The sequence below is a fragment of the Citrobacter europaeus genome, from assembly GCF_037482245.1.
Classification (GTDB): domain Bacteria; phylum Pseudomonadota; class Gammaproteobacteria; order Enterobacterales; family Enterobacteriaceae; genus Citrobacter; species Citrobacter europaeus.
In genome coordinates this window covers 2002122-2020477 of sequence record NZ_CP148084.1, presented here as the reverse complement: position 1 = coordinate 2020477, position 18356 = coordinate 2002122, and the positions used below count along the sequence as shown (strand labels likewise).

General features: G+C 49.1%; 24 protein-coding genes, 3 tRNA genes and 1 pseudogene. 12 read left to right on the top strand and 16 right to left on the bottom strand.

Annotation, left to right across the window (positions count from 1 at the left end; all coding sequences use genetic code 11):
• Window positions 1-105 precede the first annotated feature (105 nt).
• Both WHR59_RS09320 and WHR59_RS09315 read right to left on the bottom strand, forming a co-directional pair.
• On the bottom strand, window positions 106-660 hold the full coding sequence (locus WHR59_RS09320; protein ID WP_087051398.1) for a YmfL family putative regulatory protein: 555 nt from the start codon (window positions 658-660) through the stop codon (window positions 106-108).
• Window positions 653-898 carry a Cro/CI family transcriptional regulator gene (locus WHR59_RS09315; protein ID WP_087051397.1) on the bottom strand — a complete coding sequence of 82 codons (246 nt, stop codon included), beginning with the start codon at window positions 896-898 and terminating at the stop codon, window positions 653-655. Before WHR59_RS09315 ends, WHR59_RS09320 begins: the two co-directional genes overlap by 8 nt.
• A 103-nt stretch (window positions 899-1001) precedes the next feature.
• Here WHR59_RS09315 and WHR59_RS09310 point away from each other — a divergent pair, with 103 nt between their 5' ends.
• The gene (locus WHR59_RS09310) at window positions 1002-1628 is read left to right on the top strand and encodes a LexA family protein (RefSeq protein WP_087051396.1); all 627 of its coding nucleotides are present in this window, start codon (window positions 1002-1004) and stop codon (window positions 1626-1628) included.
• Window positions 1629-1854: 226 nt separating this feature from the next.
• On the opposite strand, the gene WHR59_RS09305 is transcribed toward WHR59_RS09310, so the two are convergent.
• Window positions 1855-2340: a hypothetical protein gene (locus WHR59_RS09305; RefSeq protein WP_130714748.1), complete on the bottom strand. Its 486-nt coding sequence runs from the start codon at window positions 2338-2340 to the stop codon at window positions 1855-1857.
• A 362-nt stretch (window positions 2341-2702) separates the two neighbouring features.
• On the opposite strand from WHR59_RS09305, the gene WHR59_RS09300 reads away from it, so the two are divergent.
• From WHR59_RS09300 to WHR59_RS09265, 8 genes are all read left to right on the top strand, one after another.
• Entirely contained in the window at window positions 2703-3680 is a 978-nt protein-coding gene (locus tag WHR59_RS09300; RefSeq protein ID WP_338843869.1) for a chromosome partitioning protein ParB, read from the top strand.
• Window positions 3664-4206 carry a hypothetical protein gene (locus WHR59_RS09295; RefSeq protein WP_338843868.1) on the top strand — a complete coding sequence of 181 codons (543 nt, stop codon included), beginning with the start codon at window positions 3664-3666 and terminating at the stop codon, window positions 4204-4206. The genes WHR59_RS09300 and WHR59_RS09295 overlap by 17 nt, the downstream gene beginning before the upstream one ends.
• Window positions 4203-4550, top strand: coding sequence for a hypothetical protein (locus tag WHR59_RS09290; RefSeq protein ID WP_338843866.1), 348 nt, complete (start codon window positions 4203-4205; stop codon window positions 4548-4550). Before WHR59_RS09295 ends, WHR59_RS09290 begins: the two co-directional genes overlap by 4 nt.
• Complete coding sequence (locus tag WHR59_RS09285; RefSeq protein WP_338843864.1) at window positions 4547-5392, top strand: DNA adenine methylase; 846 nt, start codon at window positions 4547-4549, stop codon at window positions 5390-5392. The genes WHR59_RS09290 and WHR59_RS09285 overlap by 4 nt, the downstream gene beginning before the upstream one ends.
• Window positions 5389-6204 (top strand): DUF551 domain-containing protein, encoded by an 816-nt coding sequence (locus tag WHR59_RS09280; protein ID WP_338843863.1) that lies wholly within the window; start codon window positions 5389-5391, stop codon window positions 6202-6204. Before WHR59_RS09285 ends, WHR59_RS09280 begins: the two co-directional genes overlap by 4 nt.
• Entirely contained in the window at window positions 6201-6590 is a 390-nt protein-coding gene (locus WHR59_RS09275) for a chromosome partitioning protein ParB (RefSeq protein WP_338843862.1), read from the top strand. Before WHR59_RS09280 ends, WHR59_RS09275 begins: the two co-directional genes overlap by 4 nt.
• 314 nt (window positions 6591-6904) lie before the next feature.
• Window positions 6905-7132: a DUF4224 domain-containing protein gene (locus WHR59_RS09270; RefSeq protein ID WP_072034363.1), complete on the top strand. Its 228-nt coding sequence runs from the start codon at window positions 6905-6907 to the stop codon at window positions 7130-7132.
• A complete protein-coding gene (locus tag WHR59_RS09265) occupies window positions 7132-8142 on the top strand; it encodes a tyrosine-type recombinase/integrase (protein ID WP_338843859.1) in 1011 nt (336 codons plus the stop codon). The genes WHR59_RS09270 and WHR59_RS09265 overlap by 1 nt, the downstream gene beginning before the upstream one ends.
• Window positions 8143-8267: 125 nt before the next feature.
• Here WHR59_RS09265 and WHR59_RS09260 read toward each other — a convergent pair.
• The 6 genes from WHR59_RS09260 to uvrY all read right to left on the bottom strand — a co-directional run bounded on the left by WHR59_RS09260 (window position 8268) and on the right by uvrY (window position 11808).
• A tRNA-Leu gene (locus WHR59_RS09260) sits at window positions 8268-8354 on the bottom strand.
• A 12-nt stretch (window positions 8355-8366) separates the two neighbouring features.
• A tRNA-Cys gene (locus WHR59_RS09255) sits at window positions 8367-8440 on the bottom strand.
• Between the two features lie 51 nt (window positions 8441-8491).
• Window positions 8492-8567: transfer RNA gene (locus WHR59_RS09250), tRNA-Gly, on the bottom strand.
• A 151-nt stretch (window positions 8568-8718) separates the two neighbouring features.
• On the bottom strand, window positions 8719-9267 hold the full coding sequence (gene pgsA / locus WHR59_RS09245) for a CDP-diacylglycerol--glycerol-3-phosphate 3-phosphatidyltransferase (RefSeq protein ID WP_043016768.1): 549 nt from the start codon (window positions 9265-9267) through the stop codon (window positions 8719-8721).
• Between the two features lie 55 nt (window positions 9268-9322).
• Entirely contained in the window at window positions 9323-11155 is a 1833-nt protein-coding gene (gene uvrC, locus WHR59_RS09240; protein WP_338843857.1) for an excinuclease ABC subunit UvrC, read from the bottom strand.
• A complete protein-coding gene (gene uvrY / locus WHR59_RS09235; protein WP_003834023.1) occupies window positions 11152-11808 on the bottom strand; it encodes a UvrY/SirA/GacA family response regulator transcription factor in 657 nt (218 codons plus the stop codon). Before uvrY ends, uvrC begins: the two co-directional genes overlap by 4 nt.
• A 296-nt stretch (window positions 11809-12104) precedes the next feature.
• Between uvrY and WHR59_RS24470 the strand changes: the two are divergent.
• The 3 genes and pseudogenes from WHR59_RS24470 to WHR59_RS09225 form a co-directional block, all read left to right on the top strand.
• Window positions 12105-12188: pseudogene (locus WHR59_RS24470) on the top strand (hypothetical protein); the annotation flags it as partial.
• The gene (locus WHR59_RS09230) at window positions 12158-12271 is read left to right on the top strand and encodes a hypothetical protein (RefSeq protein ID WP_101706132.1); all 114 of its coding nucleotides are present in this window, start codon (window positions 12158-12160) and stop codon (window positions 12269-12271) included. The pseudogene WHR59_RS24470 and the gene WHR59_RS09230, both read left to right, overlap by 31 nt.
• Complete coding sequence (locus WHR59_RS09225) at window positions 12268-12492, top strand: DUF2594 family protein (RefSeq protein ID WP_043016770.1); 225 nt, start codon at window positions 12268-12270, stop codon at window positions 12490-12492. Before WHR59_RS09230 ends, WHR59_RS09225 begins: the two co-directional genes overlap by 4 nt.
• 66 nt (window positions 12493-12558) lie before the next feature.
• Here WHR59_RS09225 and sdiA read toward each other — a convergent pair whose 3' ends face one another.
• The 7 genes from sdiA to fliA form a co-directional block, all read right to left on the bottom strand.
• The gene (gene sdiA / locus WHR59_RS09220; protein WP_043016771.1) at window positions 12559-13281 is read right to left on the bottom strand and encodes a transcriptional regulator SdiA; all 723 of its coding nucleotides are present in this window, start codon (window positions 13279-13281) and stop codon (window positions 12559-12561) included.
• Between the two features lie 231 nt (window positions 13282-13512).
• Window positions 13513-14265, bottom strand: a complete 753-nt coding sequence (tcyN, locus tag WHR59_RS09215; protein WP_003030477.1) for an L-cystine ABC transporter ATP-binding protein TcyN — start codon at window positions 14263-14265, stop codon at window positions 13513-13515.
• On the bottom strand, window positions 14262-14930 hold the full coding sequence (gene tcyL, locus WHR59_RS09210; protein ID WP_003030474.1) for a cystine ABC transporter permease: 669 nt from the start codon (window positions 14928-14930) through the stop codon (window positions 14262-14264). The genes tcyN and tcyL overlap by 4 nt, the downstream gene beginning before the upstream one ends.
• Before the next feature lie 21 nt (window positions 14931-14951).
• Window positions 14952-15938: a D-cysteine desulfhydrase gene (dcyD, locus tag WHR59_RS09205; RefSeq protein ID WP_338843855.1), complete on the bottom strand. Its 987-nt coding sequence runs from the start codon at window positions 15936-15938 to the stop codon at window positions 14952-14954.
• 107 nt (window positions 15939-16045) lie between these two features.
• Window positions 16046-16846, bottom strand: coding sequence for a cystine ABC transporter substrate-binding protein (gene tcyJ / locus WHR59_RS09200; RefSeq protein WP_043016773.1), 801 nt, complete (start codon window positions 16844-16846; stop codon window positions 16046-16048).
• Between the two features lie 100 nt (window positions 16847-16946).
• Complete coding sequence (fliZ, locus tag WHR59_RS09195) at window positions 16947-17498, bottom strand: flagella biosynthesis regulatory protein FliZ (RefSeq protein ID WP_043016774.1); 552 nt, start codon at window positions 17496-17498, stop codon at window positions 16947-16949.
• A 58-nt stretch (window positions 17499-17556) separates the two neighbouring features.
• Window positions 17557-18276 (bottom strand): RNA polymerase sigma factor FliA, encoded by a 720-nt coding sequence (gene fliA, locus WHR59_RS09190; RefSeq protein WP_016153479.1) that lies wholly within the window; start codon window positions 18274-18276, stop codon window positions 17557-17559.
• Between the last annotated feature and the right edge of the window lie 80 nt (window positions 18277-18356).

Below are 18356 nucleotides of genomic sequence, written 5' to 3'. Positions count from 1 at the left end.
AAGGAATCCACCGACCTGATACCATGCGCTCATACCGAAACAACGAGGTTCCATGCACTGGAATTCCACGGAGTTGCGGAAGACGGTTATTTGCCGTTAAACTGTTCATGCGTTAGTTTCTCCACTGATACGACACGCCACGGAGCCCGGAGCTGCACACTCGCGGGCTTCATTCTTTTCTGGAAGGCAATAAACACGTGAAATCAGGTTCAGGAACGTCATAAGGGTTACCCGGAACTGGTAGGCTATTTCGTTCAGGCTGTCCCATTCCCCTTTATCAACCACGCCATCATCGATATATCGACGGTATGCGTTGACTAAATCGCCGAGCCTGCCCACCAGCTCAGCCAGCTTTAAGCCAATCTCCTCGTTCTCTGTTTCTGGTGCTACGCCAGGGATATGAATGCCGTTATCGGTTTGACGAGAAAACGCATCAGCTATGTAGCTAACACCAGCAGCTTTCTGTAGCACCATCGCCCACCCCATAGGGAAGATTTGATCCCCATCCACACGGAGGCGGTTAAAAAGCGCGTTCTCTGTTACCCCCAGCCATTCCGCAGCTTCGGCATAACCACCAGGTAGATCGGTGATCGTCTTTTTTATCGCAGCCACCAGCCAGGCTGGCTGACGTTCGACTTTCCAAATAGGTTCGTTACCCACGGCTTGCTCCTTCGACCTGTGGTTTTAGTTTTTCTGGAGCTTCACTACGCTTTTCATAAAGGTCGGGATAGAAAACCAATTTCCCTCCCGTTCGATAGGCTGCTTCAGCTGCACGTCCTTTCGGGATAAGGCGACCAGATCTATTACGCCATTGGTAAACAGCCTCACTTGTGATTCCAAAAAATTCGGCAACCTTCTCAGTGCTGCCGAAGTAGTTCTCAATGTCATCGGTTGTCATAATGCCTCCTTAGCTAAGTTTAATTAGATATTAATAACCAATCTAACTTTGGTCAATAAAAACTAAGATTACTTAGTCTTTTAATTTTTTTGATGGTGTTCAAATGGAAACTGTCGGTCAGCGCATCAAATCACTCAGACGAATAACCAAAACTTCGCAGAAGGAATTAGGTAAGTTCTGTGGTGTCAGTGATGTAGCGGTTGGATATTGGGAAAAAGACGTCAATGTGCCAAGTGGTGAATCACTATCGAAACTTGCTAAATTTTTCAATACATCAATAGATTACATACTTTACGGTACTGAGTTTGAGGGTACCCTGATAACAAAAATGCGCAGAATCCCGGTAATATCATGGGTTCAAGCAGGACAGTTTACGGAATGTAAAGCAGCAGAACTGTTCAGTGAAGTAGATAAGTGGGTAGAAACATCACTCAGGATAGGGGACAGCTCCTTTGCTTTAGAGGTAAAAGGAGATTCAATGACAAATCCCAATGGGTTACCAACAATTCCTGAAGGTGCGACAGTAATCGTAGATCCTGATGCAGAGCCAGTTCATGGAAAGATAGTAGTGGCTAGGCTTGATGGGACAAATGAAGCTACTGTGAAAAAACTTGTCATTGATGGGCCTCAAAAGTTCTTAGTTCCCTTAAATCCACGTTATCCGAACATTCCAATCAATGGGAATTGCCTGATCATCGGTGTTGTCAAAGGCGTTCAGTACGAGCTTTAACCCACTCCTAATCTTCCTTTAAACATCAAGCTAAGAATAGTTTGGTGTTTTTTTCTTGATCTAAAAGCTAAGTTAAGTTAGATTTTAATCATCAACAGCGAAGAGGCAGGACGCCCACGTAGTAGCCGCCGGTGGCATATGAATAACCGGATGATTCGCAGGTAACAAAAAAGCGCCCTACTGGACGCTTCGCTCTTTAACAATCTGGATATCCTATTAATACAGGTTATTTTTTATGGTTAGTTTCATCAACAGATTTGCTTTGTATTTGAGCATAATTCTTAATGCTGAAGAAACAAAAAAGTCGTAAGAAAACTAAAAAACCCGCCATTGAAACATATAAGGAGCGGGAGGCACTCCCCTTCAGAAAGGCCTCGAATATGAGTGAACAAAAGACACCTATCATTATGTAAAGCAAAAATAAAAAAAAGTTCGCTGTTCTAGGACAATCCCAATTACGGCCAGATGTGAATATAACCCTATCTTCAAACCTATATGATAGCGCCCACAGTGAAGCACACAAAGCGACCCAAGCACTGATGATGCCTATTGGCATTTTAAAAATCTGTTCAACGCTAATAGCTCCACTAAATAGCCCAGTAATATAAACACCGATCATAGAGCAAACAATACCGCTCAAAATGCCACGAATTCCACTGTAATAGTTTTTATTGGTATCGAATGGGATTTTTAATTTCTTTTCACCAGCCACAAAAAAACCTTAAAAATAAATGCATTAGGATATCCAGATTACTCTAATCATTGCTGTAGTTAAATAGCTACTCACTACCTATCTTGGTAGCTATTTAACACGACAGCATAATAACGATGGAGCAACCCGTTGCGCTAAGCACCGTTTGATGGGGCATTTACTGAAACGAAACCCAAACTTTTATTCGCCTTTTGGCGAGGGATTCGTGCAACCAAAATTCAGCGCCGTGCAGGGCGCATATAACACGGAGAAACTAACCATGACGACCACACAGAACGTCACTGAGTTACAACCACGCATGACCAGAGAACAGTTGATCGACGCAGCCCGTAGACGGGACCATCAAGCGCACCGATACAGGGATGTTTATCAGCCTTGAACATATCCACGTGCGTGAAGGTTTCAACAAGCGTGAGGACGACGAACGCACCCGCCAGGCAGATGACGACCTGTTTAACTATCTGATGAACGGCGGCACCGTTCCTCCTCTGGAGGTTATCGCACGTGATGAAGGTGGAGTGTGGGTTGTTGAAGGCCACCGCCGTCGCCGTTGCTATGCACGTTGTGCTGAAGCTGGTAAGCCAGTAGACCGCATTCATATCATGCCGTTTAACGGTAACGATGTTCAGCGTCTGGCTCGCATCATGACCAGTAATAACCAACTCCCCCTTTCCGATATTGAACAGGCTGCTGTTATTCAGGAGCTTCATAACGCTTTCAACCAGACCACCAGCGAGATTGCAAAGCTGGTCAATAAGTCTGTAGCGACCGTTGAGAAGTTGCTCACTCTGAGTACCGCTAATTATGACGTTCAGCAGGAAGTTAAATCTGGAGCCGTGTCTGTTGATGTTGCTGTTGACCGCGTTCGCGAGTTTGGCGAACAGGCTGGTGAAGTTCTCCAGCACGATAAAGCCGTAGCCGCCGCCCAGGGGAAAACAAAGGTTACGCGCAGTTCTATCGCTCCGGAACTCAACATTAAAAGTGCTCGCCGTTTCGTGGAGTTAATGTCCATGGCGACGATCAGCGATGAAGGCGTATTCACTTTGCAAGGCACGGCACTGGCTGAAGCGCTTGAAATTATCGACGAACACAAAGCCATTTCAGAAGCACGTGAGACTTACAGGCTGTCGCAACCTATTCCAACTACAGAAGTCCGTGGCAGAACTCTGTATGTGATGCTCGATGGTAAGGAAATTGGCTCTGCGATTATTTATCGCGGGAAGAACGTCACCCTGGATTTAGGCGATAAAAAAATTGTCGCCAGCCAGTCTAAAGCAGTGGCCCACTTCGTTAAACAACACAAACTTCAGCAGGTACATGCCAATGCAAACGATCAATAACCGTATGACAGAAACTCAAATTGCTGATCTCTTCAGCCTGGCGGTTCAGTTGCAGGTTAAAGCTGAAGAATCAGATGATCGTGATACTGCAATTTTGGCCTACTCAATTCAAAACGCCTGCTCAAATTTAACGGAATCCCAGCGCGAGTTCCGTGCAGCAGACGCGACTATTCACAATCTTGAACTGAAACTCACAGACCTTGCAGTACAGCTCGCTAACGCCGAGAGCAAGTGCAGGGAGCTGGCTGTTGAATGCAAAACGTTAAGTCGATTCATTTCTGGTAGCTGCTACGTATTTGATGGGGATCATGATGACGATATGCCTGATGAATTTATAGATGCCTCGCATTATATGCCGATAGTTACCCCAGCTACGGACGCTTTCCTGGCTGAAGTGCGGGCGCAGGGCGTGGAGATGCTAAGAGATTCCATTGCTGAAGTGGGGGGCAGCATTGAAGACACTATTGATTTGCATCACTACTGCTCTGACTTCGCCGACCAACTTCGCAAAGGAGCCGCGCTATGAGCAAGTACCGTAAAGGAGCTGTTTATCTCCGTAAGATGAAGTCTAGTGATAAGTCGAATGACTTTCGCACCTACATGCGAATGGCACTTTTCAGTGACAAAAAAGCATGGAAACACCCTGAGAAGATAAAGCCGGTAGTGCTCGTTCAGTACGGTGTGAAACGTGTCGTTAGCGTCTTTATGAACATGGAGGACGCTACCGGATGTTTGTTTAGTGCAGCGTTTGAAAAACGGGTGCGCAACTCCCGGCACAATCCTCGCCGTGGTATGCGCTATACCAAAGGCGACATGAAGAAAGCTTTCCGTAAATGGGCATTCAAGCACAAGCAGGAGGCAGCCCAATGACAGCACTCAACAAACATGCGCCGATCAAACATCCCGCAATTCGTTATCACGGTGGTAAGTTCCGCCTGGCACCATGGATTATCGATCAGATGCCAGAGCATGTTTGCTATGTAGAGCCATTCGGCGGCGCAGCAGGAGTGTTACTGCAAAAGCCACGCAGCTATGCAGAGGTTTATAACGATCTTGATGGTGAGGTGGTAAACCTGTTCCGCGTCCTTCGTGACCCGGAACTGAACCAACACCTGCAGGATACCTGCGCATTGACGCCATATTCCCGCGATGAATTTTGCGCTGCGAGAGAGGCGACATCCGATCCGGTAGAACGTGCCCGCCGAATGGTTGTGCGTGCTTGTATGGGTTTTGGTTCTGCTGCTGGTATCGGAGGTCAGTCAGGATTCCGCAGTGACAGCAAGCGCAAATACGCTACTGCTTCGCACCTGTGGGAACGTTATCCGGCAAATTTGGCTGCGATATGTCAGCGCCTGCAGGGTGTCATTATCGAGAATAAAGACGCACTGGCGGTGATGCGAGCCCATGACGCAGAGACAACGCTCCATTATATCGACCCGCCATATGTGCCGGAAACGCGAGTACAGGGTAATCGCTATTACAACCACGAAATGACCGTTGAAGGCCATGAACAATTGCTCGCTGTGGCCAGAACGATGACAGGCATGGTGATGATAAGTGGGTATGACACTGAGGTTTATAACGACATGCTAACTGGCTGGAGTAAGACAGAAAAAACATCACAAATCAGCGCAGGGCGAGGTACGAAAGTACGCACCGAATGCCTCTGGATTAACCCGGTAGCGCAGCGCAAACAGGAGCATGCAGCATGAAAACTAACAACCACCCGGCGCACGGTCCTGTATCACTCGATCGCCTGCACCAGATACGTGAACACCTACTGCATGATAACCAGTACTCAAACGGCGGGAACAGAGCTTACATTCTCGCTGATATGTTGAATGTGATTGATGAGGTGCTAGCATCGAGGAACGCAGAGCCAGTATTTTTCATCGAGGTTGACGGAGACGACTGGATTCAAGCTGGCAGGATTCCGGGCAGTACGTTTGATTTTAATAATCTGCCGGATGGCGTCAATAAGCTCTGGGCCTCCCCGCAGCCAGCGGCAGTAGTGCCGGAGAATTGCGTAACAGCAGAACACCGTCGCGTTATTGAAATGCTGCTCAATGTTTGCGGGGCCGCATTCGAACTCGCAGATGATAGCTGTCAGCAAGATGTTGATGGCGAAGAGTGCCACGCTGTTCCAGACGACGCATTTCAGAAGCTAAGTGATGCGCTGAACGAAATCGAAAACACTCTCCCGACAGAAGATGTCGACAGGCCAGACGTATTTCTTGCCTGGTCGGCAATGCCAAGGGCAGCGCTGAAATCTATTCTCCAGGCTGGCAACTCTCCGGTAACTCCGGATGGTTGGATTCCGGTAAGCGAGCGGATGCCGAAACGCGATGTTGACGTTCAGGTTTACTGCGCCGATAAGAAAGAGCAGATGGTTGCCTACATGGAGCGGAATGAAGGAGAGGGATGGTTTAGGTTTGCATCGCTTCCGAATGGTGGTGGCGTTTATTGCAAACCAACTCACTGGATGTCACTGCCAGCAGAACCTCAGCAGGAGGTGAAGTCGTGATCAAGGGAAAGCTAATCAGCAGTCAACGCTATCTTGATAAAGCAAAGGTCGCTGAACGCGCCATACGATTTAAGCGATTCATTGTCTCTGTGTATCCCGTGATTTTGCGCGGTCAGCAATACACTATCCTTATGGACGGTCATCATAACTATGCTGCTGCGATGCTCGCCGGGGTTGATCCTGATTATCGTCCGATTGGTAAAAAAGTGATGAAAATAATTAGTACCCTTAGCGACCAAGAACGGGAGGCATTTTTCATAAACAACGTGACCGATTCCGATTACTACTTTGTGGAGAATGGTCAGGTAGTTAAAGAATTATTACTTCCAGATACATCATGCCGTTTTCAAGCACATGCAAATAATCAGTGGATGTTCGGCGGTTGAATATGGCCAGCAAACTTAAACAGCGGCGCTTGCGCCGCCTTAAATCGGATGTGGCATGGTGGAGATCTGAAGCCGAATACTGTAAGGCGAGAGTGTTCGAACAGGCAAATGAAATTGCTGAACTCAGAAGCATGGTGATTCATGTACCAATGCCGGTAATGGTGCCAGTAGAGATACTTCGTCAGCTAAATGGGAAGAGTTCGAAAGAAAGTCCATTATGTCGCAATTGCAACGATGGAACCCGTCACGGTTGTTCATCGTGTGCTTACAGAATGAAGTAACCGGGTGCAGCCGGTTTAAGTGGAGAACTATCTATGAGCGGACAAATCCAACGTTTTCTTACTCCAGATGACCTCTATCAATTAACTGGTTATCGTCGCCCTTCCCTACAGTGCAAAGCTCTCAGGGAGAGTGGAGTATTTTTTATCCCACGTAAGGACGGCAGACCAGGAACAACATGGGATCATGTATCAAACCCGGTTGGCCTTAAGTTGATAGTGAGTAATCCAGAGGAAGAAGAACCAAACTTTAAGGATATGTAATGTCTAGAGCTCGTAAAAACCCTGAGGATAATTGGATGCCTCCCCGCGTTCGCCGGGGAAAATCTGCTTATGAGTTTCGTACAACAGATGGTCGTACCATCAGGTTGTGCAATCCTGATCTAACAAAATCGCAGGTATGGGCAGCTTACGAAAACTTCATAAACGATTTAAAGGTTGGTACGAACTTCAACGCACTTTGTGAAGAGTTCTTTAATTCCGGTGATTTCCACGAGTTAGCAACTGAAACACGTAAAGACTACAGAAAATACGGTTCAAAGGTAAATGTTGTCTTCGGGAAAATGAAGCCGGATAACATCAAGCCAGAGCACATCAGAAAATATATGGATAAGCGAGGTGTTAAGAGCAGAGTTCAGGCAAACCGAGAGAAAGCGTTTATGTCGAGGGTGTTTAGGTGGGCATATGAGCGTGGCAAAGTGAAGATGAATCCATGCCAAGGTGTGAAGCAATTTAAGGAACAGGCACGCACCCGTTACGTCACGGATAAAGAATATGAAGCACTATTTAGCGTTTCGTCAGTACCGGTGAAGATTGCCATGGAGTTAGCCTATTTATGTTGCGCACGTCAGGGTGACATTCTTGATCTAAAAAAGAGTCAGATACTTGATGAAGGTATTCTAATTCAGCAAAGCAAGACGGCCGTGAGCCAGATTAAGGCTTGGACTGTGCGCCTATCGAATGCGATCACCCTGGCAGATTCCCTTCCGTTAAACAGCGGCATGGTGAGCCTGTACGTGCTCCACCAGCAGTCAGGTTCTCGTTACACCCGAGATGCATTTAATGCTCAGTGGATGAAAGCGAAAAAGTTAGCCGCTGAAAAATTTCCTGAGCTCGAATTTAACTTCACGTTTCATGATCTGAAAGCTAAGGGGATATCTGATCTGGAAGGAACGCTGCATGAGAAACAAGAAATATCAGGCCACAAAAATGCTTCGCAGACCGCAAGATATAACCGCAAAATATCTGTTGTTCCGGTCGTTGGGGGGCAGTAATGCCCTCTTTTTATGGCGAAGCTGAATGGCGAAACAATGGTGAACATTGAGTACAAAAACAAAAAAACCACCCGTAGGTGGTTTCACGACACTGCTTATTGCTTTGATTATTCTGTTCTTTCCCATGGTACCCGGAGTGGGACTTGAACCCACACAGCGCGAACGCCGAGGGATTTTAAATCCCTTGTGTCTACCGATTCCACCATCCGGGCTCGGGAAGAAATTGGAGGCGCGTTCCGGAGTCGAACCGGACTAGACGGATTTGCAATCCGCTACATAACCGCTTTGCTAACGCGCCGAAATCTTCTGGCTTTACAGCCGACATCCGCTATTGCCGATGTCTTTAATTTGGAGCGGGAAACGAGACTCGAACTCGCGACCCCGACCTTGGCAAGGTCGTGCTCTACCAACTGAGCTATTCCCGCATCACCAAGTAAGTTTGTTAATCACTTGATTTTGTTATCGTCTGGCAATCAGTGCTGCCGTTCGATGCGTTGCATTCTACTTACCTGACGCAATGAGTCAACGATATTTTTCACCACTGACGATCGTTTGCTGAAATTTGCGCCGAAACGATCACTGTTCAAGCAAATCTCCCCATGCAGCGCTCAAATACTGGAACATTGACCACAAAGTCAGTATCGCGGCGACGAAGAAAAGTGCGATCCCGGCGTACTCTACCCAGATATTTGGACGCCACAGCAACCATGCGAGCGCGGCCATTTGCGAAGTGGTTTTCACTTTACCGATCCAGGACACAGCCACACTGCTGCGTTTACCCAGCTCGGCCATCCATTCACGCAGCGCAGAGATAATTATTTCACGCGCTATCATCGTGGCGGCAGGCAACGTCACCCACCAGCTGTGATAGTGTTCGGTCACCAACACCATCGCGATAGCCACCAGCACTTTATCAGCAACCGGATCGAGGAAGGCACCAAAACGGGTGCTTTGGTTCCAGCGACGTGCCAGAAAACCGTCAAACCAGTCGGTGACCGCCGCAATACAGAAGATCAGCGCACAAACGAAGGGAGCCCAGGTGAATGGCAGATAAAAAGCCAATACAAAGAATGGGATCAGGATGACGCGAAACAGCGTGAGCAACGTAGGGATATTAAATTGCATATGACGGATAACTATCTGTTGTCAGTGAAATTACCCCTATGTTGCTACAGAGGGCCTAATGTTTCAACGAGTAGAAGATCTTTTCTGCCAGAGCTTGCGAAATACCCGGCACTTTTGCAATTTCTTCGATACTCGCGTTACGAAGACCTTGCAAACCGCCCATATATTTCAACAACATCTGCCGACGCTTTGGACCAACGCCTTCAATGGTCTCAAGCGTACTGGTACTTTTCACCTTCGCCCGTTTTTTACGGTGCCCGCTAATCGCATGATCGTGAGATTCATCGCGGATATGCTGGATAACGTGCAATGCAGGCGAATCAGGCGGCAGGCTAAAGCCCTCACCTTCCGGCTCAAAGAACAGCGTTTCCAGGCCGGCTTTACGATCGGCCCCTTTTGCCACCCCCAACAAGAGTGGGTGCTGTTTGTCCCAGGGAACATCCAGCTCCGCAAAAACGGCTTTCGCCTGCCCTAACTGACCTTTACCGCCGTCGATCAATATGACGTCCGGAATCTTACTGTTTTCAATCGCCTTACCGTAACGCCGACGCAGAACCTGATTCATGGCCGCGTAATCGTCACCCGGCGTAATGCCGGTGATGTTATAGCGGCGATATTCTGCACGCAGCGGGCCATTGGCATCGAATACCACGCAGGAGGCTACCGTCTGCTCGCCCATCGTGTGGCTGATATCAAAACATTCCATGCGTTTTACTGCCGGTAGCTTAAGTACCGATGCCAGCGCCGTCAGACGTTGGGTAATGGTCGACTGCTGGGAAAGCTTCGTGGTTAACGCCACCGCCGCGTTGGTTCGCGCCAGCTTCAGATAACGAGCGCGATCGCCTCGCGGTTTCGTCTGAACGTTAACCTTCCGCCCGGCCAGCTCAGACAAAGAATCCGCCAGCAGGGTTTTATCGCTAAGATTAAAATCGAGCAGGATCTCACCGGGTAAGGTGCGCATCTGGCTTCCCTGCAAATAGAACTGTCCGACGAAGGTTTCGACGACCTCGCCGAGTTCTGTTCCACTCGGTACTTTCGGGAAATAGCTGCGACTGCCTAACACTTTCCCCTGGCGAATGAACAGAACGTGCGCACAGGCCATGCCAGCGTCAAACGCCACGCCGATGACGTCCAGATCGTCTCCGGTATTTGAGACAAACTGTTTTTCAGTCACGCGGCGTACGGCCTGAATTTGATCACGAATGCGGGCAGCCTCTTCAAATTCGAGATTTTGGCTGGCCTTTTCCATCCGGGCGATCAGTTGCGTTAATACCTGATCGTCTTTCCCGGACAGGAACAGACGAACGTAATCAACCTGCTGCGCATACTCTTCTTCACTCACCAGACCCGCGACACACGGACCGAGGCAGCGACCAATCTGATATTGCAGACAAGGACGCGAGCGATTGCGATAAACACTGTTTTCGCACTGACGTATAGGGAAGATTTTCTGCAGCAGCGCCAGCGTCTCACGTACAGCATAACCGTTAGGGAACGGTCCAAAGTACTCGCCTTTGGCATGCTTAGCACCACGATGCATCGCCAGGCGAGGATGGGTATCGCCGCTGAGGAAAATAAAAGGATAGGATTTATCGTCGCGCAGCAAAACGTTGTAGCGCGGCTGATACAGCTTGATGTAGTTGTGCTCAAGCAGTAACGCTTCGGTTTCGGTGTGCGTTACCGTGACATCAATCTGCTGTATTTGCGCGACCAGCGCTTCGGTCTTACGCGACGCGAGGTTGCTACGGAAGTAGCTGGAAAGCCTTTTTTTCAGGTCTTTCGCTTTCCCGACGTAGATGACCGTCCCGGCGATATCATACATACGATACACGCCGGGCTGACTGGTCACGGTTTTCAGGAACGCTTTGGCATCAAACTGATCGGTCACTGGCTTGTTAATGTCTCCGCATTACACAGGCCATGGCGAATTGCCAGATGAGTCAGCTCAACATCGCCGTGAATGTTTAATTTACTGAACATTCGATAGCGATAGCTGTTCACCGTTTTAGGACTAAGATTCAGCTGTTCTGAGATCTCATTGACCTTCTGACCTTTGGTGATCATCAGCATAATCTGCAACTCACGTTCAGACAAACTGGCAAACGGGGTTTCCGTTTTCTCAGGCTCAATCTGGCTGAGCGCCATTTGCTGAGCGATATCGGAGGCAATATATCGTTGGCCGGAAAAAACCGAACGAATCGCACTCACAACTTCCTGGGGCGCAGCCCCTTTACTGAGATAGCCCGCAGCTCCTGCCTGCATGACTTTTGCAGGCAACGGGTTTTCGGTATGGACCGTCAGCATGATCACTTTAATGTCAGCCGTTGAACGCGCAATTTTACGCGTTGCCTCAAGGCCACCAATACCGGGCATATTCATGTCCATCAGCACGACGTCAACGGAATTTGAGCGACACCATTTTACCGCATCTTCACCGCAGCACGCCTCACCGACAACTTTAATGCCTTTTATATCTTCAAGAATGCGTCGTATCCCTGCGCGCACCAGTTCGTGGTCATCAACAAGAAAAACGTTGATCAAAGGAATATCTCCAGAATAGGGATAACGCTACCGATAGTTAATCGGTCCTATGTTAACGGGTTTTATCTCAACTTTGAAATGTAAAAAACGCCCGACTTTCGATTTTGCTCTCGTTTTTGGAAATTAGATTGTACGACGGGTGGAAACATTCAGTACTGGCAACCTTCGGCCACGGTTATATCTGCATAGCTGTTTCATAATAGTGACAAAAAAATCATATTCCTTCGCTGAATGCGAACCAGGCAGTTAAAGTTGTAACAATAATTAACGAAGAAAATACTCGAAATAAACATAAAGTGGAGAAAATATATGCAGTGCAACATGTTGTTTATTTTAATATCACCCACTTTTGTTTGCGCAAAAAACAACCGCTGATATTTTTAGCCTCGCTTATGGTATACTCCGCCGCCTTAAGATTTCACATCGCACTTTTTCATTGAAACATAACGAGGAAAATAAATGAGTACGCCTGACTTTTCCACTGCTGAGAATAACCAGGAACTGGCCAATGAAGTCACCTGCCTGAAAGCCATGTTAACGCTGATGCTGCAGGCAATGGGTCAAGCTGATGCAGGACGCGTGATTCTTAAAATGGAAAAACAGATCGCACAGATTGAAGATCAATCACAGGCTGCGGTATTTTCCAGCACTGTTAAGCAAATTAAACAGGCCTACCGCCAGTAATAAGAAACCGGCTGAAAGCATCGCTATCAGCCGGTTCTGCGTCTGACACTCAGAACGATAATTTATTCAGATAAGCCCGGTCGCAGCGGCGTAACAGGCAATCTGCGTTTTGTTTGGCGCATTGAATTTCTTTTGCATATTCTTCTGGTGAAAGTTAACGGTATTTTCAGAAATCGAGAGAATTATTGCTATTTCTGAAGATGTTTTGCCCTCAGCGGTCCATTTCAATATTTCTTTTTCCCGCTTGCTAAAGCGCATCTCTGGTGCCATGACCATATCATCTTCCAGTCGCGTCAGAACGGATAAACTTTCCCGCACCAAAAGCTGCATCCTGAGCTCCACTTCATCATTCGCAAAGCGACTATTGCGGATACTTGCACGTGACACCGATAAAAATCCCAACGCTCGATTAGGTAACATTAAGCATTGCGTCATCCCTTTACGTAAACCATGATTGCGCGCGGCATCCCACAGGGGCTGCGCATCGCGAAATAAGGTGTCGTTCCAGGGTAAATGCCCCTGACTGAAGTTTTCAGGCTTCAGCACCGGATCAATCGCGAAATAATTCTCGGACTGATAATGCGCCACCCAGGCTTTGGGATACGTCGTGTGAAGTGATGTTTTGGGCCGGGTAAAAGGTACGGGATGACGAACACAGAGCGCGTAAAAATCGAACTCTAAGTGCTGCGTCTGTTGCTGTAATTCATTATAGACATCCTCTGCCGTCGCCATTTCCTGAAAGCGTAACAGCATGCTCCGTCGCCAGGTGAAGAAATCATGATCCTGCATACTAAGTGGTATTGCCCCTGAGATTGATAATCATCCAAACATATGAAACAAGCTAACACATAAATGTATTTTATATATGCAAATTATCGGACAAAGGAACAATTACTTGAGCGTTACTCAACGGCGAGAGGAAGTAACAGAATCGGGGGTTGATAATAAAGCAATATTTATAAATAGTTATGCGAGCAGTACTCACCCAAAAACATTATCGGTGAGTACTGTATGCACAATTTATTGCATCAGAAACTTTTCAAGAAACTGACGGGTTCGTGGCTGTTGCGGATGCGTGAACAGGGATTTAGCGGGGCCCTGCTCCACGATCCTGCCTTGATCCATAAATATCGCCCGGTCGGCCACATCGCGGGCAAAGCTCATTTCATGCGTCACAATCACCATGGTGCGTTTTTCCTGCGCCAGTTGACGGATGGTATTAAGTACCTCGCCAACCAGTTCAGGATCGAGCGCAGAAGTCGGCTCATCGAAAAGAATAACCTCAGGTCGCATCGCCAGCGCCCGGGCAATAGCCACGCGCTGCTGCTGCCCACCGGACAAACGCCGCGGATAGCTGGTTTCTTTACCTGCCAGGCCAACCTTCGCCAGCAGTTCGCGCGCACGCGCTGTCGCTTCGGCTTTCGGCTCGCCTTTAACAATCACCGGGCCTTCAATAATATTTTCCAGCACCGTACGATGTGGGAACAAATTAAAGTTCTGAAACACAAACCCCACGTGCTGGCGCAACTGACGAATCAGGCCTTTTTGCTGAGTTAACGAACGTGCGGTATCAATGGTAATCTCACCCACTTTAATGGTGCCCGCCTCCGGTTGCTCCAGCAAATTAATGCTACGCAACAGCGTGGTCTTGCCGGAACCGCTCGGCCCGATAATCGCCACGACCTCACCGGGTTTAACGTCGAGATCGATCCCATGTAACACCGTTTGCCCATGGAATTTTTTGACCAGGTTTCTGACTTCGATAGCACTCATTTCGGCTCTCTCTCCTGGCGGTTCAGTTGTTCTTCAAAATAGTTTTGCAGTGCGGAAAGCACCGTCGCCATCACCCAGTAAATCAACGAGGCCGCCAGATACATTGTGAACACTTCCAGAGTACGCGAGGTAATCAGCTGCGCCTGGCGGAACAGTTCCGGTACCTGAATAGTGGCAGCCAGAGAGGTGTCCTTCACCAGGCTGATAAAGCTGTTGCTCAGCGGCGGGAGCGCAACCCGCGCGGCCTGCGGCAGGATCGCCCGGCGCATGGTTTGCCATCTCGTCATGCCAATACTGGCGCCCGCCTCCCACTGCCCTTTGTCGATGGAAGAGATTGCCGCACGCAGGGTTTCCGCAGCATAGGCTGCCGTATTAAGCGACAAGCCAATCATCGCCGCCGGGATGGGATCCAGCTCAATACCAAACTGCGGCAGACCGTAATAGATCATGAACAGTTGGGCAATCAACGGCGTTCCGCGAAAGATTGAGATATAAAAGCGCGCCAGCCAGCGCACAGGCAACAGCGGCGACAGACGCATCAGCGCCAGGATAAACCCCAGCACGAGGCCAAAGAACATCCCGCCGATGCTCAGTTGCAGCGTAAAAACCGCACCTTTGAGCAGGTACGGCAGAGAATCAATCACCAGTTGGATACTTTCATGCATTAGCGTTTTTCTACCTGGTCGTTACACGTGAGGATGGTAGGCAAACAGCGCAGGCGCCCCACCAGTATGAATAAAGAGAATTGGCCCTTCATCTTTGAAGCGTTTCTGGCTGATGCCGTCAATCAGACCTGCCATCGCCTTGCCGGTATACACCGGATCCAACAAGATACCTTCCAGCCGTGCCAGCAGTTTTACCGCCTCCATGCCCTCTTCGTTTGGCGTACCGTAGCCCGGAGCAAAATAATCGTCCCATAGCAGGATATCCGCGGAGGCCGTCAGTTCCAGTTCTCGGGCAATATCCTGCTGCAGCGTAACAACTTTGGGTTTTTGATCCGCCACGCTGCGCGAGACAGTCACGCCGATAAGTTCGACGTCTGGCATCAATTGTTCCAGACCGACGGCCAGTCCGGCATGCGTTCCCGCACTGCCCGAGGCAACCACTACGGAAGAGAGCGCGACAGCGCCTTCACACTGTTGGGCTATTTCCAGCGCACTTTCCACATAACCCAGTGCGCCCAGCGCGTTAGAGCCCCCAACCGGGATCACATACGGGCGGAACCCTTGCGCTTCAATACGCGTCGCCAATTCCTGCAGTTGTGCATTCGGATCGGTCAGCGCATCGCACATTTCAATTTGCGTATTAAACAGGTCCAGGAGCAGACGGTTGCCATTGGTGAGATAGTTTTCCGCAGTGGTGCCAATCGGATTTTCCAGCAGCGCCACACAGTGCAGACCGAGCTTAGCCGCTACCGCCGCCGTCTGGCGAACGTGGTTAGACTGAATCGCACCGGCGGTTATCAGCGTATCAGCGCCGTCACGCAGCGCGTCTGCGGCGAGAAATTCCAGCTTACGCAGCTTATTGCCGCCCATGGCCATCGGCGTGACGTCATCGCGTTTGATGAAAATATCGCGCCCGAGGTAGTCAGAGAAACGTGGAAGATATTCGAGCGGTGTTGGCGCGCCAATAAATTCCAGACGTGGAAAGCGCGTTAAGTTATGCAGCGGCATACAGCCTCCGGTATTCGTTGTTGTGATGTTCTTTTTATTATGCACGTTCAGGCGCAATGAAATAAAAAAAGGCGCTGTTAAAGGCGCCTTTTTTCATCGGATGACGATTATTTCGTCACATCCGCTCCAAACCATTTTTCAGACAGCGCTTTCAGCGTACCGTCTTTTTGCATTTCGGCAATGGCAGCATCAACCGCTTTCAGCAGATCTTCATTGCCTTTGCGCAGCGCCACGCCGGACTCCTGGCGGGAAAATGCTTCACCGGTAACGGCCAGCGTATCCTTGGTTTTTTTCACCAGGTCCAGTGCGGCCAGGCGGTCAACCAGAATGGCATCGATACGGCCTACGCGCAGATCCTGGTATTTGGTCGGATCATCATCATAGGTACGAATATCCACGCCCTGCACGTTCTGACGCAGCCACTCTTCATAGTTGGTACCCAGACCAACGCCGACTTTTTTACCTTTCAGATCGGCAGCAGTCTTAATAACGCCTTCATTGCCTTTCTTCACCAGCGCCTGAATACCAGACACAGTATACGGGGTAGAGAAATCGTATTTTTTCTTCCGTTCGTCAGAGATGGTCACCTGGTTGATGACCACGTCAATGCGTTTGGAATCAAGAGAGGCCAGCATACCGTCCCATTTGGTCGGTTTGAGCGAGGCTTTCACACCCAGATGTTTAGCCAGCTCCTCGGCAAATTCCACTTCAAAACCGGTCAGCTTGCCGTCATCGCCCTGAAAACTAAACGGGGGATAGGTCCCTTCCAGGCCCACCAGCAGCGTGCCGCGCTCTTTAACTTTATTTAACAGACCTTCATCCGCATAAGTCTTTACGCTCATTCCGGCGACAAGTGCAACAGCCATTACACCCATCAGAGCCTGACGTCCCAGAAGTGCTAATTTCATAGTTACCCCGAATATTGTCATTAGTGACTATCATTTATGACTACAGTGTAAAGCGTTTGCTGTGTTCCACAAACACCACTCTGTTACACCTTATTCGTTTTTAATATATATCAGAACTGGCTGTCCAGGAGGATTTCTGCATATGTCCTATATGGGTATGGGCTTTGAACTGCTCATACTTACGCAAGGCGATGCGGTAATTGTTGGTGCTGGTTTCCGGCAGCCACGGGGCAAGGTTTTCGTCGAGGAACCCTTCCTGCAGCAGGTCGTGAGAGATATTTTGTTCGGTCAGATGATTTCCGAGGCGGCGCAGGCGGACAACGTATTCACGTACCGTGCCGTGGCTCATTTCGGTCTGCTCGAATAAAAATTGTTTAAAACCGATAATGTCAAAAAAGTCGCTCTGCTCTTTGCAGTGCAAATCACCGCAAAAACGACACAGTGCCACCCACTCTTTTTTTTCCTGTTCCCACTCAGCTTCATTCAGCAAAGTGTCCAGTCGGGCGATGGCGATTTTATTCACAATTTGCCCGCGGCGAACCAACGTGATCCGGTCGAGCAGCTTAAAGCAATGGGCGCAATGCGTCTGGCTGTGTTTGAAATCTTTGAGGTAGCGGCTTAGAGGCCGTCTTTTTGATTGCTGCACCGTCATGAGAACTCCTGGTAGTCAATTCGTAATGCGGCATTGTTCAGGGGTAATAATGTACCCCCTATAGCTTACCCAGCTTGGTGCGTAGACGTTTGATGGCCTGACTGTGCAACTGGCTGACCCGCGATTCCCCGACTTCCAGTACCGCGCCAATCTCTTTCAGATTCAGCTCTTCCTGGTAGTACAGCGTTAACACCAGCTTTTCGCGCTCCGGCAACGCCTCGATCGCGTCCATCACGCGCTGGCGGAGGTTACCCTCAAGTAGCTGTTGTAACGGGTTTTCCTGCTGATGTTCTTCCGTCACCAGCTCAATACTATCGCCATGCTCTTCCCGCCACTCGTCATAAGAGAAGAGCTGGCTGTTATTGGTATCAAGCAACATCTGACGATACTCTTGCACAGGAATAGCCAGACGCTCCGCCACTTCGGTTTCCGTCGCGTTACGCCCTAATTCCTGCTCCAGTTGTCCCATCGCCTGTGCCACTTCGCGAGCATTGCGCCGAACGCTACGCGGTACCCAGTCCCGGCTACGTAGTTCGTCCAGCATCGCTCCACGAATACGCTGCACTGCGTAAGTGGTAAATGCCGTTCCTTGCAAAGCGTCATATCGGTCAACTGCATTCAATAACCCGATGCCGCCCGCTTGTAGCAGGTCATCCAGTTCTACGCTCGCCGGCAAACGCACCTGAAGGCGCAATGCTTCGTGACGCACCAACGGTACATAACGCTGCCACAGCGAGTGTTTATCCATTACACCTTCAGCGGTATACAGTGAATTCACGATAAACAGCCCTGCGTTAAATGAGTTATCGGCATGATTATCCGTTTCTGCAGGGGTTTTAATCGGGTGAATAGTGGGTG